General features: G+C 39.8%; 20 protein-coding genes and 5 pseudogenes. 22 read left to right on the top strand and 3 right to left on the bottom strand.

Translation table 11 applies throughout. The features are described from left to right. Nucleotides 1-9: 9 nt before the first annotated feature. The 16 genes and pseudogenes from mutL (at nucleotide 10) to CW370_RS04455 (ending at nucleotide 10,542) form a co-directional block, all read left to right on the top strand. On the top strand, nucleotides 10-1,893 hold the full coding sequence (gene mutL / locus CW370_RS04385) for a DNA mismatch repair endonuclease MutL (RefSeq protein ID WP_024571707.1): 1,884 nt from the start codon (nucleotides 10-12) through the stop codon (nucleotides 1,891-1,893). A gap of 368 nt (nucleotides 1,894-2,261) precedes the next feature. Beyond that, on the top strand, nucleotides 2,262-2,468 hold the full coding sequence (locus CW370_RS21695) for an XtrA/YqaO family protein (protein WP_267892328.1): 207 nt from the start codon (nucleotides 2,262-2,264) through the stop codon (nucleotides 2,466-2,468). A gap of 42 nt (nucleotides 2,469-2,510) precedes the next feature. Beyond that, nucleotides 2,511-2,720, top strand: a pseudogene (locus CW370_RS04395) (hypothetical protein); the annotation flags it as partial. A 320-nt stretch (nucleotides 2,721-3,040) separates the two neighbouring features. Further along, nucleotides 3,041-3,298, top strand: a pseudogene (locus CW370_RS04400) (hypothetical protein). A gap of 4 nt (nucleotides 3,299-3,302) precedes the next feature. Continuing rightward, nucleotides 3,303-4,217 carry a DNA cytosine methyltransferase gene (locus tag CW370_RS04405; protein ID WP_029946557.1) on the top strand — a complete coding sequence of 305 codons (915 nt, stop codon included), beginning with the start codon at nucleotides 3,303-3,305 and terminating at the stop codon, nucleotides 4,215-4,217. Nucleotides 4,218-4,286: 69 nt separating this feature from the next. Beyond that, on the top strand, nucleotides 4,287-4,796 hold the full coding sequence (locus CW370_RS04410; RefSeq protein ID WP_234398216.1) for a hypothetical protein: 510 nt from the start codon (nucleotides 4,287-4,289) through the stop codon (nucleotides 4,794-4,796). Continuing rightward, nucleotides 4,789-5,478 (top strand): hypothetical protein, encoded by a 690-nt coding sequence (locus CW370_RS04415; protein ID WP_024573624.1) that lies wholly within the window; start codon nucleotides 4,789-4,791, stop codon nucleotides 5,476-5,478. The genes CW370_RS04410 and CW370_RS04415 overlap by 8 nt, the downstream gene beginning before the upstream one ends. Nucleotides 5,479-5,569: 91 nt before the next feature. After that, nucleotides 5,570-5,698: a hypothetical protein gene (locus CW370_RS21700; RefSeq protein WP_032680483.1), complete on the top strand. Its 129-nt coding sequence runs from the start codon at nucleotides 5,570-5,572 to the stop codon at nucleotides 5,696-5,698. Nucleotides 5,699-5,714: 16 nt separating this feature from the next. Next, nucleotides 5,715-6,165: pseudogene (locus CW370_RS04420) on the top strand (ArpU family phage packaging/lysis transcriptional regulator). Then, nucleotides 6,165-6,709 (top strand): annotated as a pseudogene (locus CW370_RS04425) (tyrosine-type recombinase/integrase). The pseudogenes CW370_RS04420 and CW370_RS04425 overlap by 1 nt, the downstream one beginning before the upstream one ends. A 230-nt stretch (nucleotides 6,710-6,939) precedes the next feature. Beyond that, entirely contained in the window at nucleotides 6,940-7,659 is a 720-nt protein-coding gene (locus CW370_RS04430; protein ID WP_024571575.1) for a hypothetical protein, read from the top strand. A gap of 359 nt (nucleotides 7,660-8,018) precedes the next feature. Next, complete coding sequence (locus tag CW370_RS04435; RefSeq protein WP_024571574.1) at nucleotides 8,019-8,336, top strand: hypothetical protein; 318 nt, start codon at nucleotides 8,019-8,021, stop codon at nucleotides 8,334-8,336. A gap of 219 nt (nucleotides 8,337-8,555) precedes the next feature. Beyond that, complete coding sequence (locus tag CW370_RS04440; RefSeq protein ID WP_024571573.1) at nucleotides 8,556-9,194, top strand: hypothetical protein; 639 nt, start codon at nucleotides 8,556-8,558, stop codon at nucleotides 9,192-9,194. A gap of 59 nt (nucleotides 9,195-9,253) precedes the next feature. Next, nucleotides 9,254-9,627, top strand: a pseudogene (locus tag CW370_RS04445) (HNH endonuclease signature motif containing protein). After that, the gene (locus CW370_RS04450; RefSeq protein WP_234398211.1) at nucleotides 9,587-9,937 is read left to right on the top strand and encodes a transglycosylase; all 351 of its coding nucleotides are present in this window, start codon (nucleotides 9,587-9,589) and stop codon (nucleotides 9,935-9,937) included. The pseudogene CW370_RS04445 and the gene CW370_RS04450 overlap by 41 nt, the downstream one beginning before the upstream one ends. A 71-nt stretch (nucleotides 9,938-10,008) precedes the next feature. Then, nucleotides 10,009-10,542 (top strand): phage terminase small subunit P27 family, encoded by a 534-nt coding sequence (locus tag CW370_RS04455; protein ID WP_024571571.1) that lies wholly within the window; start codon nucleotides 10,009-10,011, stop codon nucleotides 10,540-10,542. 412 nt (nucleotides 10,543-10,954) lie between these two features. Here the strand turns inward: CW370_RS04455 and CW370_RS21745 are convergent, their stop codons facing one another. The 3 genes from CW370_RS21745 to CW370_RS04470 form a co-directional block, all read right to left on the bottom strand. After that, nucleotides 10,955-11,080, bottom strand: a complete 126-nt coding sequence (locus CW370_RS21745) for an RNase A-like domain-containing protein (RefSeq protein ID WP_324777676.1) — start codon at nucleotides 11,078-11,080, stop codon at nucleotides 10,955-10,957. A 659-nt stretch (nucleotides 11,081-11,739) separates the two neighbouring features. Further along, complete coding sequence (locus CW370_RS04465; RefSeq protein WP_024571570.1) at nucleotides 11,740-12,195, bottom strand: regulatory YrvL family protein; 456 nt, start codon at nucleotides 12,193-12,195, stop codon at nucleotides 11,740-11,742. Between the two features lie 154 nt (nucleotides 12,196-12,349). Further along, complete coding sequence (locus CW370_RS04470) at nucleotides 12,350-12,907, bottom strand: hypothetical protein (RefSeq protein ID WP_024571569.1); 558 nt, start codon at nucleotides 12,905-12,907, stop codon at nucleotides 12,350-12,352. Nucleotides 12,908-13,027: 120 nt separating this feature from the next. Here CW370_RS04470 and CW370_RS04475 point away from each other — a divergent pair, with 120 nt between their 5' ends. The 6 genes from CW370_RS04475 (at nucleotide 13,028) to fabD (CW370_RS04500) (ending at nucleotide 19,529) form a co-directional block, all read left to right on the top strand. After that, the gene (locus CW370_RS04475; RefSeq protein WP_024571568.1) at nucleotides 13,028-13,645 is read left to right on the top strand and encodes a TetR/AcrR family transcriptional regulator; all 618 of its coding nucleotides are present in this window, start codon (nucleotides 13,028-13,030) and stop codon (nucleotides 13,643-13,645) included. 189 nt (nucleotides 13,646-13,834) lie between these two features. Beyond that, entirely contained in the window at nucleotides 13,835-14,512 is a 678-nt protein-coding gene (locus tag CW370_RS04480) for an MBL fold metallo-hydrolase (RefSeq protein ID WP_003231824.1), read from the top strand. 109 nt (nucleotides 14,513-14,621) lie between these two features. After that, nucleotides 14,622-14,888: a hypothetical protein gene (locus CW370_RS04485; protein ID WP_123373610.1), complete on the top strand. Its 267-nt coding sequence runs from the start codon at nucleotides 14,622-14,624 to the stop codon at nucleotides 14,886-14,888. Next, nucleotides 14,885-15,751, top strand: coding sequence for an ACP S-malonyltransferase (gene fabD, locus CW370_RS04490; RefSeq protein ID WP_029946316.1), 867 nt, complete (start codon nucleotides 14,885-14,887; stop codon nucleotides 15,749-15,751). The genes CW370_RS04485 and fabD (CW370_RS04490) overlap by 4 nt, the downstream gene beginning before the upstream one ends. Before the next feature lie 503 nt (nucleotides 15,752-16,254). Next, complete coding sequence (locus CW370_RS04495) at nucleotides 16,255-17,229, top strand: acyltransferase domain-containing protein (RefSeq protein WP_024573079.1); 975 nt, start codon at nucleotides 16,255-16,257, stop codon at nucleotides 17,227-17,229. Beyond that, nucleotides 17,226-19,529 (top strand): ACP S-malonyltransferase, encoded by a 2,304-nt coding sequence (fabD, locus tag CW370_RS04500; RefSeq protein ID WP_024573080.1) that lies wholly within the window; start codon nucleotides 17,226-17,228, stop codon nucleotides 19,527-19,529. The genes CW370_RS04495 and fabD (CW370_RS04500) overlap by 4 nt, the downstream gene beginning before the upstream one ends. Nucleotides 19,530-19,585: the final 56 nt, after the last annotated feature.

The raw sequence follows: 19,585 nt of genomic DNA on the forward strand, positions 1-19,585 counted from the left end.
GTGATGAATGTGGCAAAAGTCATCCAGCTGTCAGATGAGCTTTCAAATAAAATAGCGGCGGGCGAGGTGGTGGAACGGCCCGCCTCAGTCGTCAAAGAATTGGTGGAAAATGCGATCGACGCTGACAGCACAGTCATTGAAATCGATATTGAGGAAGCAGGTCTTGCATCCATTCGGGTTTTGGATAACGGCGAAGGAATGGAGAATGAAGATTGCAAGCGTGCTTTCCGCCGCCACGCAACGAGTAAAATAAAAGATGAAAATGATTTATTTAGGGTGAGAACGCTCGGTTTCAGGGGAGAAGCCCTGCCGAGTATCGCGTCAGTCTCTCATCTGGAGATTACAACAAGCACTGGTGAAGGAGCTGGGACGAAGCTCGTCCTCCAAGGAGGAAACATCATTTCTGAATCGCGTTCCTCAAGCAGGAAGGGAACTGAAATTGTCGTCTCCAACCTGTTTTTTAACACACCGGCCCGTTTGAAATATATGAAAACCGTTCATACAGAGCTTGGAAACATTACAGATGTGGTTAACCGTATTGCTCTGGCGCATCCAGAGGTATCGATCCGCTTGCGCCATCATGGGAAAAACCTGCTTCAAACGAACGGAAACGGAGATGTGCGCCATGTACTGGCAGCGATTTACGGCACGGCTGTCGCCAAAAAAATGCTTCCGCTGCATGTGAGCTCCTTGGATTTTGAAGTAAAGGGATATATCGCCCTCCCAGAGATTACACGGGCGTCGAGAAATTATATGTCGTCAGTGGTCAATGGCCGTTACATTAAAAATTTCCCGCTCGTCAAAGCGGTTCATGAAGGCTATCATACGCTTCTGCCGATCGGACGCCATCCGATTACTTTTATAGAAATTACGATGGACCCGATTTTAGTCGATGTCAATGTGCATCCATCGAAGCTTGAGGTCCGGCTCAGCAAAGAAACAGAGCTTCATGACTTAATTCGTGACGGAATTAAAAATGTGTTTAAACAGCAGCAGCTGATTCCAAGTGCCCAGCTCCCGAAAAAATCAGCACCTGCCATCAAAAATGAGCAGCAGTTCATAACCTTTGATGAAAAGCCTCCGGAAAGAAAAGTACCGGAAAAATCGACTACGTCATCTTATTCACCAATGAAGCTCAGTTCAGTCGTGAAAGAGCCGGTTGATGCGGAGGAAGAATTGCCTCCTCTCCAATTTGATGCTCCTCCTATCGTTGATCAGGAACAAACCATTGAGGTGTCCGATGTTTCAGCAGAAGAGCCTGAAACATTTGAGCAGGAATGCCATGAGGAACAGCATCAGCCAGCGTCTGAGCGGGTTCCGATTATGTACCCGATCGGCCAGATGCACGGGACTTATATATTGGCACAAAACGAAAACGGCCTATATATTATCGACCAGCACGCCGCCCAAGAACGTATTAAATATGAGTACTTCCGTGAAAAGATGGGGGAGGTTGAGCCAGAGGTGCAAGATATGATTGTACCGCTGACATTCCACTACTCCACAAATGAGGCTTTGATTATTGAACAGCACAAACAAGAGCTCGAAAGCGTCGGTGTCTTTTTAGAGTCATTCGGCTCTAACAGTTACATCGTCCGCTGCCACCCGGCCTGGTTTCCAAAGGGAGAAGAAGCAGAGCTCATAGAAGAAATCATTCAGCAGGTGCTCGACTCCAAAAATATAGATATTAAAAAACTCCGCGAGGAAGCGGCGATTATGATGAGCTGCAAAGGCTCCATCAAAGCAAATCGCCACCTCAGAAACGATGAAATCAAAGCGCTTCTGGACGACCTCCGAAGCACATCAGACCCATTTACATGCCCGCACGGCCGCCCGATCATCATTCACCACTCGACATATGAGATGGAAAAGATGTTCAAACGCGTGATGTAGCGGGGGTTGGTGAAGGGCAATATAACCTTTTCTATATTTTGTCTATGCATTTCAAGCATTGAGCTATTTTTCGGAATAGCTTAATGCTTTTTTTATTGTGTTCTTTCAGTGATATGAATTTAAACATTTGAAGTCATCTTGACTGTAGAAAATAAAGACTTACGTCAGCATAGGGAAGTCATTACATGGATTATGACGAAAGAGGAGCGTTAGAACTATATAAAAAAACATCCAATCATCCCAACAGAAGAACAATAGACTAAGCTGCAAGTTTTCCCAATGAACGATTGGATGTGATAACAGTCATCCAGTAGACGTCACCCGTATGGAAAAATAGAAACTCAACACTTTTATTATACCTTTCGGGGGTGTTCACACTGAACTGTCCAAAACATATAGAAAATCTGGAACAGGTATTTAATCAAATTGAAAATGACAAAAATTACGTCATTGTGATTGACGGAAACAATAGATCATTCAAATTAAAGGAAATACCGGAGCATGGGAAAACCATCGTGCAAACGTCGAAAGGTGATCTTTCAAGAATTGATTTTGAAATCGGCTATAAAATGTGACGCAGAGAGGCCGGTCCTCTCTGCGATATGGGAGGAACGGACATGAAAGAGAGAATTGAACGTCTGAAAAAACTGACATACATTCCGCAGAATGAAATTACTTGGCTTATTGAGCAAGCTGAACTGGCTGTTAAGCAGCGGGAAATCATCGAGGAAAACAAGCGCCAGCAGGAGGTAACGGTTCATCAGTTCCGGCAGGCACAAGAAGAGATTCAGCGGCTAAATGGGGAATTGAAGCAAGCTCATGAGAAACGCGAAATAAAAGAATATCTGATTTTAACCACTAGACATAGAGACATGACATTCGGCGGCAGTGTTCATTTGTTTTGGGGAATCAACAGCAGCGGATACACAGCAATTCTACAGCGTGCGGGACTTTATACAAAAGAAGAGGCCTTTAAAATTGGCAAGCATTCCGAGGGCCAGGACATACCGGTTCACTTCTCAAGATTCGGATTTGATCGTGCTTTCTTTGAAACAAAAGAACGTTTTATACAAATGCCTATTCTGTATTCAATATCTGAGGAATCTAAAAAGATCATTGCTGACTGGCAAAAGGATGGTGCTGAGGAATGATTCCTTTACAAGTAGAGCTTCAGCGGGCAGTCAAAGCCACCGAAAGACGAAGCGATGACCATTTATGAGGCGGCCGAACACTTAAAGGTTAATGTCGAGGAAGTGCCTATGATCGTTGCTCAGGCTGATGATCTGAAAATGGTTGGAAATGACGCAATTATTGCCAAAAGAGACAAAACAAATGGCTGGCTAATTGGGGCGATGGTTTTGGTTTTATTCTTTGCAATTGCAGTCGGCTGGGAATAGGGGGATGACAGCATGAAAAGCATAGAGTTATTTGCAGGAATAGGAGGGATTGCACTTGCTGCTGAATGGGCTGGCATTGAAACTGTCGCATTCTGTGAGCGTGAACCCTTCTGCCAGAAAGTATTGAATAAAAATTTCCCGGGCGTTCCCATCTTCGATGATGTACGCACCTTGAATAGACATCTTTTAGAGGAAAAAGGAGTGATTGAGCCAGGTGGAACAATTGACATTATTTCAGGGGGATTCCCTTGCCAGCCTTACAGTATTGCCGGGAAGCGAAGAGGCACGGAAGATGACCGCGACCTCTGGCCGGAAATGTTTAGGATCATCAAAGAACTTAGACCCACTTGGGTTGTTGGTGAAAACGTTGCTAACTTCGCAAGAATGGAGCTCGACCGCACGTTATTTGACTTGGAAAGCGCAGGTTACAAAGGGCAATCGTTTATTATACCGGCTTGCGCCGTCGACGCCAAACATCGAAGAGATCGAACGTTCGTTGTTGCCTACTCAGACCACAAGAGACAGTCGGCTAGAGGATGCAAAGAATCGGCAAGGTGGCCGGTCTTTGGTAGACACAGTAATATGGCCGACACCCACAGCGAGCGATTACAAAGGCCGAGGGCCGAACAGCAAACAGCAGGGTTTACCGGAAAAGGTGAAGTTATATCCGACGCCTCTCGGGAGCGATGCGACCAAGTGGAACAACATGACAGAGGAAGAAAGACGAGCGAAAAAGCAGTATGTCAGGTTGGGGAATACAGTTTCAAGTCTAGAGGGGGAGCGAGTCGGTGGACAGCTGAACCCGATGTGGGTCGAGTGGCTCATGGGGTTCCCGATAGGGTGGACAGACTTAGAGGATTAGGAAATGCGGTTGTGCCACAGCAGATTTACCCGATATTTAGATTTTTAAGAGAATTTCACGGTTAAAATACATAATTTCACTTTTTCATGATTTAATATGAATATAAAATATAAAAGGTGGGTTACTTTTTGACTGTGTCATTAGAAAATTTAGACGACTTAGAATTAACTTTGCTTTATAGTAAGTTGCTAAAGGAGTTGAAGTGTCGAGGTATAATACGTACAAATAATGTAGTTGGAGAGCTTGGGGAATACTTAACCATTAATTTTTATAATAAAACTAAAGGGCTACCTAAGCTTCAGGCTGCTCCGACAGGAACTCAAAATATCGATGCTCTAAGCATAAAAGGAGATCGATATAGTATTAAGACAACAACTGGAAATGTTACAGGAGTTTTTTATGGCTTGAACGATCCCGAAGTAACGGATCCAGATGTTCAAAAATTTGAATATGTAATAATTGTCTTGTTTGATAAAGAGTATGCTTTAAAAGGAATATACGAATTAAGTTGGGATAGTTTTATAAAGCATAAGCGTTGGCACAAGAGAATGAGAGCTTGGAATTTAAGTATAACCAAGTCTTTAATTGCTGATTCAAAGGTTATTCACGAGAAGTTCGTGAAAGAAGTTGATAAAGATGAATAAAATAATTAGAAATATACTACCTAGCATTATAATAATGATTTTGGTTATAGCTATTACAATTTATATCGTTTTTCTAGGTGGTTGGTATTTAATTGTTATTGGTAAGGCGAATTGGGTTTCTAATTATTTTGTTATTATATCCTATGCAATGATTTTTATATTATATACAACGATTCTTCTAGGGATGTTAGGAGTTAGAAAGCCAGCTGCAAATCTTTTTGAATGGATGGATCGATTAAAAGAATATAGAACAGAAAAGTTTGTTGAAAGATTGCAAAAACAGGATGTAAGTGAGAGTTTATTAGAAAATTTAGAGGCTGTTAAGAGACATTTACTAATTTACACAAAAAGCGATATAAATAAATTACGTATGCTTCGTGCATATGTCCGAACACATAGATTAGAGAGCAGTTTAGATATTGTTCTTCGAGCAATAATCACACTTCTTCCTGGCCCGATTATGGTATTTATTCTAGGAAATAACTCATTCAGAAATTATTTTAAAATAGACGTTAGTGATGCCAGTAACCAGCTTATAAGTGTACTTTCTGTTTTATCTGCGATTGTAGCGATCTTCTATATAATAATCTTATTATCTTTTGCCTTTAGGGCAAATAAAAAAAGATTCAAACTAATTGAAGAGATGATAGACGTTTGCATTGACGAGTTAGAAAATAAATAGTCCAAGACGGAAAGCCTGCGGACCCTAATCATTGTACAGAGAAATCTGTGCTTTGGTTGGTGTCCGTTTTTTATTTGAACGGAGGGACGGAATGAAGAAGAGAAAGAAAAAATCCAATAAAAACGCTCAGGAGCTTCCAGAATGGTTTTGGCGGCAAATGATGGGTCAAGATAGGCAAACATTGAAAAGGGGCAAAGGTGGGGCTTTAAGACGTAAATAAACGGGAGGGTAAAAATATGAATCAATTAACATTAAACATTCCTCAGATTGACGAAGAAGCGACTAAATTAAAAGCAGAGAAGCTGCTTGATCAATACCGGTTATATCTCTTACAGGTGCCAGATAATTTTTTGCCAAAGGTTACAACAACTTACAGCATTGTTCCGCCAAGTATCACGAATGAGTTTCATTCCTCAACAGAAGAGGCAGCATTAAAGCGTCTTGATTGGGAGATTCAGCGTGACAAATTCTTAAAAAAGGATTCAAAGGGCTGTTAACCGGCTTTCTCAAAGAGAACGGCAGATCATTGTCATGCTCTATATGCAACTGGAAGAAATGTATGATTATGAAGTGTATGCAGAAATGGGAATGAGCCAGCGCAGCTATTATCGTGTAAAGGCAAAAGCTCTCTATAGGCTGGCGTTTGCTCTAAGAGAAGAAGTATACAAGAAAGGGGCAGCTTCCTAATGAATTTTGTTCAGCCTATACGTGATCCGGAATGCATCTTTTACATCAAGAGGTTTTTGAAAGAGCAAAATATGAGGAATTATATGCTATTCGTGACCGGTATCAATTCAGGGCTCCGCATATCAGATATTCTGCAGCTGAGAGTGAGAGACGCTAAACGGCCATACTTCAATCTCATAGAGAAGAAAACGAAAAAGAAAAAGAGAATCGATACTATGACGCAGCTCTTCAAAGAGAATTTAAGGCCTATGTCGAAGGGAAAGAGGATCATGAATTTCTCTTTAAAAGCCGTGAAGGAATTAACAAGCCAATATCCCGGTCGATGGCATACAAGATTCTCAGGGCGGCTGCTGAATATGTTGGTTTAGATGACATTGGCACGCATACATTGAGGAAAACATTTGGCTATCACTTTTACAAACAAACAAAGGACGTTGCAATGCTGCAGGAGATATTTAATCACTCAGACCAACGGACAACCCTGCGGTATATTGGAATCAACCAAGACGCCATGAACAACGCTATGAAGAAATTTAAAATATAACCAGGCTCATCCAAAACAATAAGGATGGGCCTTTTTCTTTGTATTTTTCGTCAATTCCTCAAAAATAACAGGTGTGTAATTCAATTTAGAGATATTGGTTAAAAACAGAGAGGACAAGGGGGTGGCTCAGTTTGACGAGTTGCACAGTATAAAACATATGGGTAATTCGTGGATTGTGGGGATAAGTAGGAGAACTTGTGTATAATAGTGGAAAAAAGAGGGGGATTAGATTGGACGAAATTCAGGGTAGTAAAGGTCTATTAGACACAGCGTTGGAGCACATGAAGAAATATATGAAAGTTAGGGATGATTTATTAGAAAATGACTTTGTTCAGCTAATGGGTGATTCATCAAAAATAGTAGGTTTCTTACGTGGCTCGACTGATTTAATTATAAGAAAAAAATTTGAGTCGTTTCTGAAAGGATTTAGTTTAGATGAAGAGCCAACTGAAGCACAATTAGAAAAGCTAATTAAGTATATAGATAACGAAACTAAAGCAGAATTTATTGCGGATGCTTTTTCTAAGATTTTGTTGGCGCGATCTAGTAAAGCTTGTATGATCATGGGAAGTGTTTTAAATGATATTGTACAAAATAAAGACAATTTATCTCACGAACATCTTACTTGTATAAATGCATTGATGAATTTTTATGATATGGACATTGAAAATTACAAGTTCCTGTGTTCTTATTTGGCTGAACCCGGTCTTAAGAAAAACTGGTTTCAATTAAATTACAAGTTAAAACAAACGGAATTGGATATACAAAGTGTTTTAATTACATTGGAAAAGTCAATTTCAAATCAAATAATACAAAGAGGTATTCAATTAGATATAGCAGATGGCGATACAATTGATACAAGAACAGAAGAATATTATGTGATAACAAGCAGTGGAAAATTATTAGGAGCTTATGTAAACCGTATTTTTGGCACAAACTTGGCAGAATAACGGCACGCCATTTTGTTTTCTATGATGTAATATGGTAATAGGTAATAAATCGACAAGCGCTTTCCCAATCGGGAGGGTGCTTTTTCATTGTTATCACTAAAAAAACTATGTACTAAATATTCTATTATGGAAGTAGTGGTGTGATTAAAGAAAGTAAGCTGCCATTTATAGAAGCGCTTGTATCTCTTGGATGTTATGAAGGACCAAAGGGAGCGGCTTTGTATAATATGTCTGTTTCTGAATTAACTAAATTACTCGTTGAAACAAGATGTAAACTTGTTTCGTAAATAATTCGACAAATTCTGCAAATTATTCCTTATTTCTTTTCTTTCAACGATAATAAGGTGGGAGGTGATACTATGGCTTTAATAAATCATCAAATATCCATGCGATTAGAGACGGCAGCTAGAAAAGCACTTCGCCTTAACGGTCGTGGAGGATTATATGGTGTAATTGATGCAGATTATATTGATAGAATCGGACGTGCTTTTACCGTTCTTGTAGCTGCTGTTTCACCATATTACAAAGATGGTTCAGTAGAGGACAAAGCGAAAATTGATAGCTTTTTAGAGAAGTATTTGTATTTAGGTGATACAGACACACCTAAAGAAGATTACTCGTCAGGTGTCGAAGAAGCAGCTGAAGAATTGCGTAAACTAGTAGATGAATTAAATTAATTGTACAAGCACTTTCCTTTTGTGAAAGTGCTTTTTATATTCTTTGTAAACTGCTTCCGGTAAATTTCAGGATAGACTATTGGCGGCCAAAGAGGGCCTCTGAGTGCGGGCCCGGTTTACAAAGAATATTAAATGTAAGCGTCAGTTATTTTCAAAGATAAGGAGGTATAAAATAAGTTATAATAATTAGTATTATTTTTAGTTAGGAGAGGAAAATCTTTGGATGCTAAGCAGATGAACTTTTTACTCATAATTCATCAATTGGATACATTTAATGAATATGCTAATTACATAGAATACTCCTTGACCAAAAAATTGGATGAGTTCAATACGTCTTTTAAAGAACTTGATGAGAACGATTTAGATGTATTTGCTGATTTATATTATGATGAAATGATTCAGTATAGAGATCACTTTCCAGCTATTATGAGAAATTCTCTATTTATAAGTATATATTCATTTTTAGAAGATAAAGTTGTAGAATATTGTACGTATAATGATAATGAAACTTGTATAAAACTAAACGATCTCAAAGGACAAGGGATTCCGAGGGCTGCATTGTTTATAAAAAAAGTATTAAGAAAAAGTTTTCCCGATCAATCTAAGGATTGGAATTATATAAAAAAAGCAGGTTTAATAAGAAATTGTATTGTTCATTGTCAAGGGGATATAGACAAAACAAATAATAAAATACAAGTAATAGGTGCAGTAAACGAATTACAAAACGTATCATTAAATCATAAAAATTTCATCGTATTGAACAAAGAGTTTTGTTTTGAGTTTATTAAAACAGTAGAGAATTTTCTGCGTGATTTATTTGGAATTCATGAGAATTTGAGGATACAAAAATGGAGTTAGAACATTTAAAGTCCAACGGATTTTTACCGGATGGGCTTTTTATATTTGGGGGAGTCATAATGAATAAACCTTTAAAGCCTTGCAATGAACCATGCTGTCCAACTCTTACCCGGGAAGGCTACTGCGAACAGCACAAGCGAACCAAGCCGGCTTATGACCAATACCGGAAGTCCGCTTCCAAGCGTGGATAAACAGCAAGTGGAGGCAGGCGCGTCTTGGCTACTTGTCAAAGCATCCGTTCTGTGTATCGTGCATGATGGAAGGTAGACGGGTGCCGGCAACAGTAGTCGATCATATCAAGCCGCATAAAGGAGACAAGAAACTCTTTTGGGACTCAAGCAACTGGCAGCCACTATGTGCGCCATGCCACAGCAGGAAGACAGCGAAGGAGGATGGAGGATTTGGGAACAGAACATCAAACGTGCATGTGTGATGAATGTGGAACAATGCTCTTAGTTAAAGGATGCTCGAAGGTCAGGAAGCATGACGACGGAATCCGTGAACATTATATCAAGTGTCCTCGGTGTCGGACTGAGTATACATCCTATTACACGAATGCTGACATAAGACGTATGCAACAGAAAGTAAAGAAACTGTTTGCTCTTCGTGCAACGATGAAGAAGGAAACAGCATTCGATCTGTATACAAAGAAATTAAAAGAAGCACAAAAGAAATTAGAATCCGTAATGCTGCAGTTGAAAGAGGAAATGAGCACCCCCCACCCTGAAATCTCTGAGGGGTGAACGCCGGAGACCGCGCTCCCCTCCCCATTTTGAAAAATTCCCTAAATGAAAATTCGGAAGGAGGTGAGGGAATGGCTAGACCGCGGCAACCAGTTGACTTGCTACTGGTGAAAGGGAAGAAACACCTGACACAGCAAGAGATTGAGGAGCGTCGAGCACAGGAAATAAAGGCACCAAACGACAAAGTAAAAGCTCCGTCATATTTACCAAAAGACTTAAAAAGAGAGTTTAAAAAGATAGCGGACGAGCTGAAAAACATCGGGATTATGACGAATTTAGATGTTGATGCGCTTGCCCGTTTTTTGTTTGCCCGGAAATTATATTTGCAAGTAACAGAGCAATTGCTTGAACGGGGTCCGATGAAAACAGTGATCGTTAGAAAATTTGACGATGAAGGGAATGTAATAGGAGAAGAAGAAAAACTTGTTCCCAATGATGACTATTCTGAACTATTGATAAACCAAGACAAGTTGTTTAAACAATGCCGGCAAGCTTCAAGTGATTTAGGGCTGACCATTTCCTCTCGCTGTAAACTCGTTATCCCGAAAAAAGATGATGGGAAACCGAAGTCAAAAGAGGAAGAACGGTTCGGGGGCCGCATGTAATGCAAGAAATTACCGCCGAAATTCTCATAGAACGGGTATGGTCATACGCTGAGAAAATCCGTTCCGGTGAAATCAAGGCAAGCAAAAAGCACAGATGTGCAGTTGATCTTTTTTCAAGATGTTGACCGCTATGCAGATGATGACTGAAGGTTTATTGAAACAATAAAAGAAGCCCTCTTCAATAAGAGGGGCTCCTTTTATATCTTTAATGTTTTAAGGTGTTCTTTAATTTGTTCAATGACTTGCTCAAGCCATTCTAATGGAGTTATATCATCAATCTTTATTTTTCTTTAATACTATTCTAGCGTTAATCATATTTTTAACTTCATTTGAACTATAACTTCGGTTTCCTCTATAAGGCAACGGTAATGTATCGTCAATATCACTATTTAACCACTCTTCAATTTCCTATTTATGGTTTAGTTAATGTTTCATTAGCGACTCTTTCTGCAGTTGGCCTATCAGTGAAACTAGAAAAAGCACGTATCTTCTTGTTTATCTGTAGCCTCTGTAATAACTCTTCATCAGTCTTACCGATTTATCTCCAATAATACCTTTTAGCAGAGGAGTGTTTTTGCGTTATACGTATTGTCGATGTCTTGAGCAATCCCGACAAGTGCAAGATCATTCTTACTTTTAATGAAAGAATTGATATAGGCTTTTCCTTTGTTTATCCCTTTATTGATATGAGTTGCTACTGTTCCATCTTTACCACTTTACTAATTTAGAAAGCTTGGTAGTGGTTTGCACTGCGGCACCTCATCTTTTGGACCAACGATATTTCCTATCGCAGCGGGGGTGGTAGGCATTGATCCATTCTCTGAATGGATCAATGCTTTTTTTGTACTCCTTCGAGTGTCAGATTATAAGAAACGGTTGTAAACGTGTGAGCAGTGTTAACGCATTACACTTCATGGATATATCCCTCTGTATAACAAAATTTCAATTTACAGGTAATTGAAATTAATGTATATTTTGGGTGAGGAGGTGGAAACATATGGCATGTGGTCCGAAGATCATTATCTTTTTGGATGAACTTGATGATCCGAACGTTAGAATTATTTTAGAATGCAGAATTTAAATTACGACATTGTGTTTTGCTTCCTGTTCGTGTGAACAGGGAGTTTTTTTCGTTTATATAACTGGTGATGTCAAAATATAAGGTGTTATGAATTCTCCATATCTGCCATCGGCATTTTAAGCTGCTTCTCTATTAGGCTGGTTATCAAAAGCAAGTTCAATGAAAGCCATCACTGCTGATATCACAACAAGCAAGATATCTGGAATATAAATAGACTGCATAAAGTAATCTGCAAAACAGATCGTTATAAGATTGCTGATAAAATACAGTATAAAAGCAAAAAGTGCAGTCTTTTTCAATGAAAGTGATTTTGCCAAAATGATAGAGATAATCTTTGTGAGTGGGTCTATGATTAAACCTACAGCAAAGCAGGCTAAAATAAATAAAGCTAATGTTTGATTGGAAGCGTATGTGATGCCCAGTATGGAGAATAAGCCTTTCATCCCGAAGAAAAAGCCGCCGAAGATGACTGCAAGCGCAATGGCCGCGATAAAAGTGATAGATACAATTCCGATTAATTTTGATCTCAGGTTAAAATCTTTAGAGTGCTCGTTCTGTTCTTTATGGTTCAAGTATGACACTCCCTTCACCTGCTTACTCATACAAACAGCACCCTTGAATCAGCCCAAAATATCTATAAGTCTGTTTTCTGACGAAAATAGTATAGCATATTTTAACAAAACCAAAAAAGGCCCTTTCCACTGGGGAAGGGCCTTTTTCATCATGTTAACTCCTGAGATTCGCCGAAGCTTTCTCTTTTTTTGGCCAAATAAAATAGCTGGCTGTAATGAGAAAGTCAATTCCTATAATGACAGTCCACAGTTTAAGAATGCCGCTCAATGCCTCGGTTCGGGCAGAGTCATTGATAAAATAGATCATCCCTCCCAATAGTCCCGCACCAATTAAGTAGGCCAGCACATGTCTTAGCCAGCCTTTCGCACCGTGCTTGGCATGGTCCATTCCAAAACGTTTCAGCGGTTTTGCGCCTTTTTTTGTCACATAATATTGAAATTTTTCATCTGCCCATTGAATCATTTGTTTTCCATAAGCGATCGATATACCGATGTAAACAGCTGCAATCCCATGGGCTGCGGTCGCTGAGGCTCCGCGGTAAAGGTCCACACCAGTTGCCGCTAACAAGATCAAATCGATAACTGGAGTTAAGGCAAGGAATAGCAGTCCTAATGTATGTCGTTTGAATACGTAGCGTACAGCAAGCCCCAAAACAATGACAACCCAAAACGCAATTTCACAGAAAACAATCATCCATGCGATACCGTTCAATCCATTCCCCTCTTTTCAATACAGTTGTATTATTTAAATAATATGTTACCATCTTTGTTTTTGTAACACAACTGTATTATAAAAATTGCTCTCTCATTTTTTTCTTGTTACAATAAAGCTATGCCAAAACAAATTGACCATGAGATAAGAAGAAAACAAATTGCAGAAGCAACGTGGCGCGTCATTTTAGAACGAGGGATGGAGGGAGCATCAGCCAGGAACATTGCAAAGGAAGCAGGATTGTCATTAGGTGCGCTGCGCCATTATTTCTCTACACAGGATGAATTGCTTGCTTTTGCAATGAAACTTGTCCAAGAAAAGGTAACGGACCGAATTAAGGACATTGCAGTGAGGGATTTGCTCCCTAAGGAAAAAGTGTTGCAAATTTTGCTTGAAATGGTCCCAACGAATGAAGAAACGATTAGAGAGATGGAGGTTTGGTTTGCTTTTACTGCTTACGCCAGACATAAAAAGGATATGTTTGATGCGAGTCATGACGGGATTTTCAGCGGCATGCGGAATCTGATTGCCTATTTAGATGAATCCGATTTACTGAAGCAGAATGCTGATAAAGACATTGAAGCTGAGAGACTTTACGCGCTTGTTGACGGCTTGGCTTTACATGCCATGCTTGACCCTGTGCGCGTGAATAAAGACCGAATCAAGCGGGTCATTATACAGCATGTAGAGTCAATTTGCGTGGAAGATACACGTGAGACACAAAAACGACATCCTTAAGGCACTAGTGCGAAAAGCGATTCTTGTTGGGCATGCGTCCAAAAGAGTCGCTTTTTTATTTTCAAAGAACAAGGATCTCTGAAAAAAATGGAAAACAATCATGCTGTTTGGTAAAGTGGAATGAAAGACGGACTGAGGGGTGAACACTGGTCCATCGTTTAAGAACTTTACATGATAGGGGTGGTATAAATGAATCTTACTTACAAGGTGCATCCAATTAAAACAAGGTATCAGGGCTGGACGAATTATTGCTATATCATTGAAGATATTGTAAGCAGATCTGCAATTGTTGTTGATCCCTCATGGGAATTGAGTAAGATAACCACTACACTTTCCGAACTCGAAGCGGAATTAAAGGCAGTCGCATTGACACACTCTCATTATGATCATGTAAATCTGGTAGACCCGCTGACGAAGATGTTTAACGCTCAAGTTTATATGTCGAAAAAAGAAATAGATTATTATCAATTCCGATGCAGAAATTTAATAAGCCTAGATGATCATCAGACGATCAGTATAGGAAACACAAGAGCACAGTGCCTTCTCACACCGGGGCATACAGCCGGCGGAATGTGTTATTTGTTTTCTGAGAGTATTTTTACCGGAGATACGGTGTTTACAGAAGGGTGCGGCATATGTGAGGATGATGGCAGCTCTGCGGAAGAGATGTTTGATAGCATTCAAAGAATAAAGTCGGAGGTTTCACCCCATGTACGGGTGTATCCTGGTCACTCATTTGGCAAATCGCCCGGCCATTCGATAAAGGATCTTTATCAGCATAATATTTACTTTCAAATTGATAAAAAAGAATATTTTGTGAAATTTCGCACTCGTAAAAACCAAAAAGGTATTTTTGATTTTAAATAATCCTTCTGAATCTATTATCCTATTTTTCTTCGAATATCTAAATAATTTTTATTTTCGAAAATGATTACATAGAAGGTGTTATTTATTTTGAAAACTCATTTGAAAGAAAATGAAGCGCATTATCATGATATGGCGCCCTATACGTGATCCGGGTCTTTTTTCTTATGTTCTGTTATATCTCCTGATCCTTTATTCCTCAATGGAAAAAAGCAGAAAAACAATGGAGCAAACTGTAGGAAAAATTAACTTGACGGATAATATTTACAGAGGTTACCATCAACATGAACATGCTACTATTTATCCGGTCATCACTATTATAAAATCATACAGAAGTGAAACACATCTACTAATCGGAAGGGTGGCTTTGAGAGAATGATCACATATGTTTTTCCAGGTCAGGGTTCACAAAAACAGGGAATGGGCAGCGGCCTATTCGATGAATTTAAAGAACTGACGGATCAGGCAGATGAGATCTTAGGATATTCTATCAAACGTCTTTGCCTGGAAAATCCTTATTCCAATTTAAACAAAACGCAATTTACTCAGCCGGCATTATATGTGGTAAACGCACTAAGCTATCTGAAAAAAATCAAGGATGAAGAAGTTAAACCTGACTTTGTCGCCGGGCACAGCTTGGGTGAATACAATGCGTTATTTGCAGCTGAAGCCTTTGATTTTGAGACAGGTTTACAGCTTGTCAGAAAAAGAGGCGAGCTGATGAGTCTGATAAGCAACGGCGGTATGGCAGCTGTTATGGGACTAAATGAAGAGCAGGTTGCAAAGGCTCTGAAAGAATATCATTTACATGATGTTGATATCGCTAATGTGAATGCCTCATATCAAATTGTAATTTCAGGAAAAAAAGATGAGATTGAAAAAGCCGCATCTCTTTTTGAAACGATGACTGAAGTTACAATGGTACTCCCCTTAAACGTAAGCGGCGCGTTTCATTCCAGATACATGAATAAAGCAAAAGAAGAATTCGAGGAGTTCCTTCATGCCTTTTATTTTTCGCCTCCGTCTATCCCGGTTATTTCTAATGTGTATGCCAAACCGTATACATACGAATTCATGAAACAGACGCTGGCTGATCAAATTAATCATTCAGTGAAATGGACTGACAGCATAAGCTACTTAATGAAAAAAGGCCATATGGAGTTTGAGGAGGTAGGGCCTGGAAATGTTTTAACTGGGTTAATTCATCGCATAAAGAAAGATGCGGAAGCAATGCCCCGCTAAAGCATTTGCCCCTATGGCCATGTATCTCATCAATCAGGTCTAAACACAGATTTCCTTTCATTTAAGGTATAAAGTTTTAAAGATTCAATCGTTCGATTGACACTGTTTCTAATTGAATAACTTTATATACTGTTACATAAAGAGGCTGATAAATTAAGTTAGACATTTGAACTATGTCAGCCGGTCTGTCAAACCATCGCTCCCACATCTAGATGGTCCATTTTTTAACCGCACCCACCAATCATAGAGTCGATGTTCTTTGCTGATCCTGTTATCATGTTACATCAATTTTGAGATATCAACATACATCTACGATCACGTCATAAATGAACCGCATCCAGAGCACCAATAGCAATCCTTCCAAGTTGAATCTCCTTTACTTTTTCACATATGTCTTTTCCATTTATTAATTTCATTTCAATCGCTGCTATGTGCTTTAACAACATGCATGGAAATGAGAAATCCAATAGCCGTCATAAATATAAAAAAAGAAGGTTATACACATGAATGAACCGCTTGTTTTTATGTTTTCCGGGCAAGGTTCCCAATACTATCACATGGGGAAAGAACTATTTAAGGAAAATACCGTGTTTCGCCAATCAATGCTTGAAATGGATGCCATTGCAGCACGGCGAATCGGCACATCCATTGTTGAAGAAATCTACCATCCAGGTAAACGTGTGTCAGATCCGTTTGACAGTATTCTTTTTTCCCACCCCGCCATTTTTATGATTGAGTATTCCTTATATAAGGTTTTGGAAGACAGGGGAATTTATCCTGATTACGTATTGGGATCAAGTCTGGGAGAATTCGCAGCAGCGGCAGTTTCTGGTGTGTCAGACGCAGAGGATATACTGGATTGCATACTTGAACAGGCTATTATCATCCAGAATTCCTGCGATAAAGGAAAAATGCTGGCCATTCTTGACAAACCGCAATTGCTGAATGATCATTCGCAACTGTTTGGAAATAGTGAACTCATTTCTATCAATTATGATTCGCACTTCGTCATTTCTGGTGAAGAAGATCATATAAGGAAGATTATGGAGGATTTAAAGGAGAAGCAGATTCTTTGCCAGCTGCTTCCTGTGTCCTATGCCTTTCATTCTTCGCTTATTGATCCGGCAGAGAGTGCCTATGCAGAATTTTTAAGATCAAAATCTTTTCAAAAACCGTCAATACCGATTGTATCGAGCTTAACGGGAAGCTGCCTTCACGTAATGGACGAGAATTTCTTTTGGAATGCGGTCAGAAAGCCAATGATGTTTCGTGAAGCGATTCGATATTTGGAAAGCCAGCATACATGCAAGTTTATCGATTTAGGGCCATCCGGCACCTTAGCTGCTTTTGTGAAACAGCTGATTCCGGGTGATTCAGCTGACCGTTGCAGCTCAATCATAACACCATTTCATCAGGAGCTGAAAAATCTGAATACGGTTGAGTATTTCCGTACACCAGAAAGGAAGTTTACAAGATGATTACATATGTCTTTCCAGGGCAAGGCTCCCAGCAAAAGGGGATGGGACAAGGGCTATTTGAACAGTATCAGCATTTGACAGATCAAGCAGATCAAATATTGGGCTATTCAATAGAGAAGCTATGTACCGAAAAATCATATCTGGATTTAAATCATACTGAATACACGCAGCCGGCTTTGTATGTTGTTAATGCACTCAGTTACTTGAAGAGAGTGGAGGAGACCGGCAGAAAACCTGATTTTGCGGCAGGACACAGCTTAGGAGAATACAATGCGCTGATGGCAGCCGGTGCATTTGATTTTGAAACCGGATTAAGGCTCGTCAAAAAAAGAGGAGAATTGATGGGACGAATTACAGGGGGCGGAATGGCTGCTGTGATCGGCCTGAATAAGGAACAAGTTACAGCCGTTTTAGAAGAGCACCGTCTTTATGACATTGATGTGGCAAATGAAAATACGCCCCGGCAAATTGTGATTTCCGGCCCGAAAAACGAGATTGAAAAAGCTCGGGCTGTTTTTGAAAACACCAAGGATGTAAAGCTGTTTCATCCATTAAATGTGAGCGGAGCTTTTCATTCCAGATATATGAATGAAGCCAAACAGGTATTTAAGCAATATATTGACTCATTCCAGTTTGCATCTTTGGCCATCCCGGTTATCTCCAATGTCTACGCAGAGCCATACCATCAAGACAGATTAAAAGATACATTATCTGAACAAATGGACAACACAGTGAAATGGACGGACAGCATTCGTTTCCTGATGGGAAGAGGAGAAATGGAGTTTGCAGAGATTGGGCCTGGAACTGTATTAACCGGTCTCATTCATCGGATTAAAAATGAGTCTGAACCATTGACATATATACCGAAAAAGAACCCCGCGATCAGTGCGCATCTAAAGGAGCAACGCAATGTTCAAGCCGGGATTACGGCAGAATCTTTAGGAAGTGCTGAATTTAAAAAAGATTATCATCTTACATATGCTTATCTTGCAGGAGGAATGTACCGCGGCATTGCTTCGAAAGAAATGGTAGTAAAGCTGTCAAGAGCGGGAATGATGGGGTTCTTTGGCACAGGAGGTCTGAGCCTGAAAGAGGTTGAAGATGCGATCCATGCTATACAAGGTGAATTAGGAAAAGGACAAGCCTACGGCATCAATCTGGTCCACAATATGAAACATAATGAATCAGAAGAAAAAATGATCGATCTTTTATTGAGGAATCAAGTGAGCATTGTGGAGGCTTCAGCATTTTTAAGTGTCACTCCTGCATTAGTAAGGTACCGCGCAAAAGGAGTGAAACGCAATCAAAATGGTGACGTTATATGCTCAAATCGTCTCATAGCAAAAATATCACGGCCGGAAGTTGCAGAATCATTTCTGAGTCCTGCGCCTGAGAATATGCTGCAAAAGCTTTTAGGAGAAAATAAAATCACTATGAACGAAGCTGAGTTGTTGCGGTGCATTCCGATGGCTGACGATATTTGTGTAGAAGCTGATTCAGGCGGTCATACAGATGGCGGTGTGGCATACAGCCTGATGCCGGCGATGACATCTTTAAGAGATGAAATGATGAAAAAATATCAATTTCGGAAAAAAATACGAGTTGGTGCAGCTGGAGGGATTGGAACACCTGAGGCAGCGATGGCGGCTTTTATGCTAGGGGCTGATTTTATTCTAACAGGCTCAATCAATCAATGTACGGTTGAGGCGGCAACAAGTGATAAAGTAAAGGATTTGCTTCAGCAGATGAATGTACAAGATACAGCCTATGCGCCTGCAGGTGATATGTTTGAATCGGGCAGTAAAGTGCAGGTGCTAAAGAAAGGCGTGTTCTTTCCCGCACGGGCAAACAAGTTATATGAACTGTACCAGCGGTATGGGTCTATACGTGAGCTGGATGCAAAGATGCTGGCCCAGCTTGAGGAGAAATACTTTAAACGCAGTATAGAAGACATATATAAAGATATTGCATTGCATTATCCCGCGGCAGACATTGAGAAGGCTGAACAAAACCCGAAGCATAAAATGGCTTTGATTTTCCGATGGTACTTCAGATACAGCTCAAAATTGGCAATCAGCGGAAGCGAACATTCGAAGGTCGATTATCAAATTCACTGCGGTCCCGCGCTGGGAGCTTTTAATCAATGGGTTAAAGGATCGCAATTTGAAAATTGGCGAAACCGCCATGTGGATGAAATCGGGAAAAAATTAATGACAGAAACGGCAGTATTGCTTCATGAACGGATGCAATCGATGTATCAGCCGTCGCATGAAACAGACAACATAAAAATAAAAGTTTGAATATTATGAAAATACACCTATAAAAATCATTAAAATAATCCCTTGAAGGAGAGAGC

This window comes from Bacillus sp. SN32 (assembly GCF_002837495.1).
GTDB lineage: Bacteria > Bacillota > Bacilli > Bacillales > Bacillaceae > Bacillus > Bacillus subtilis.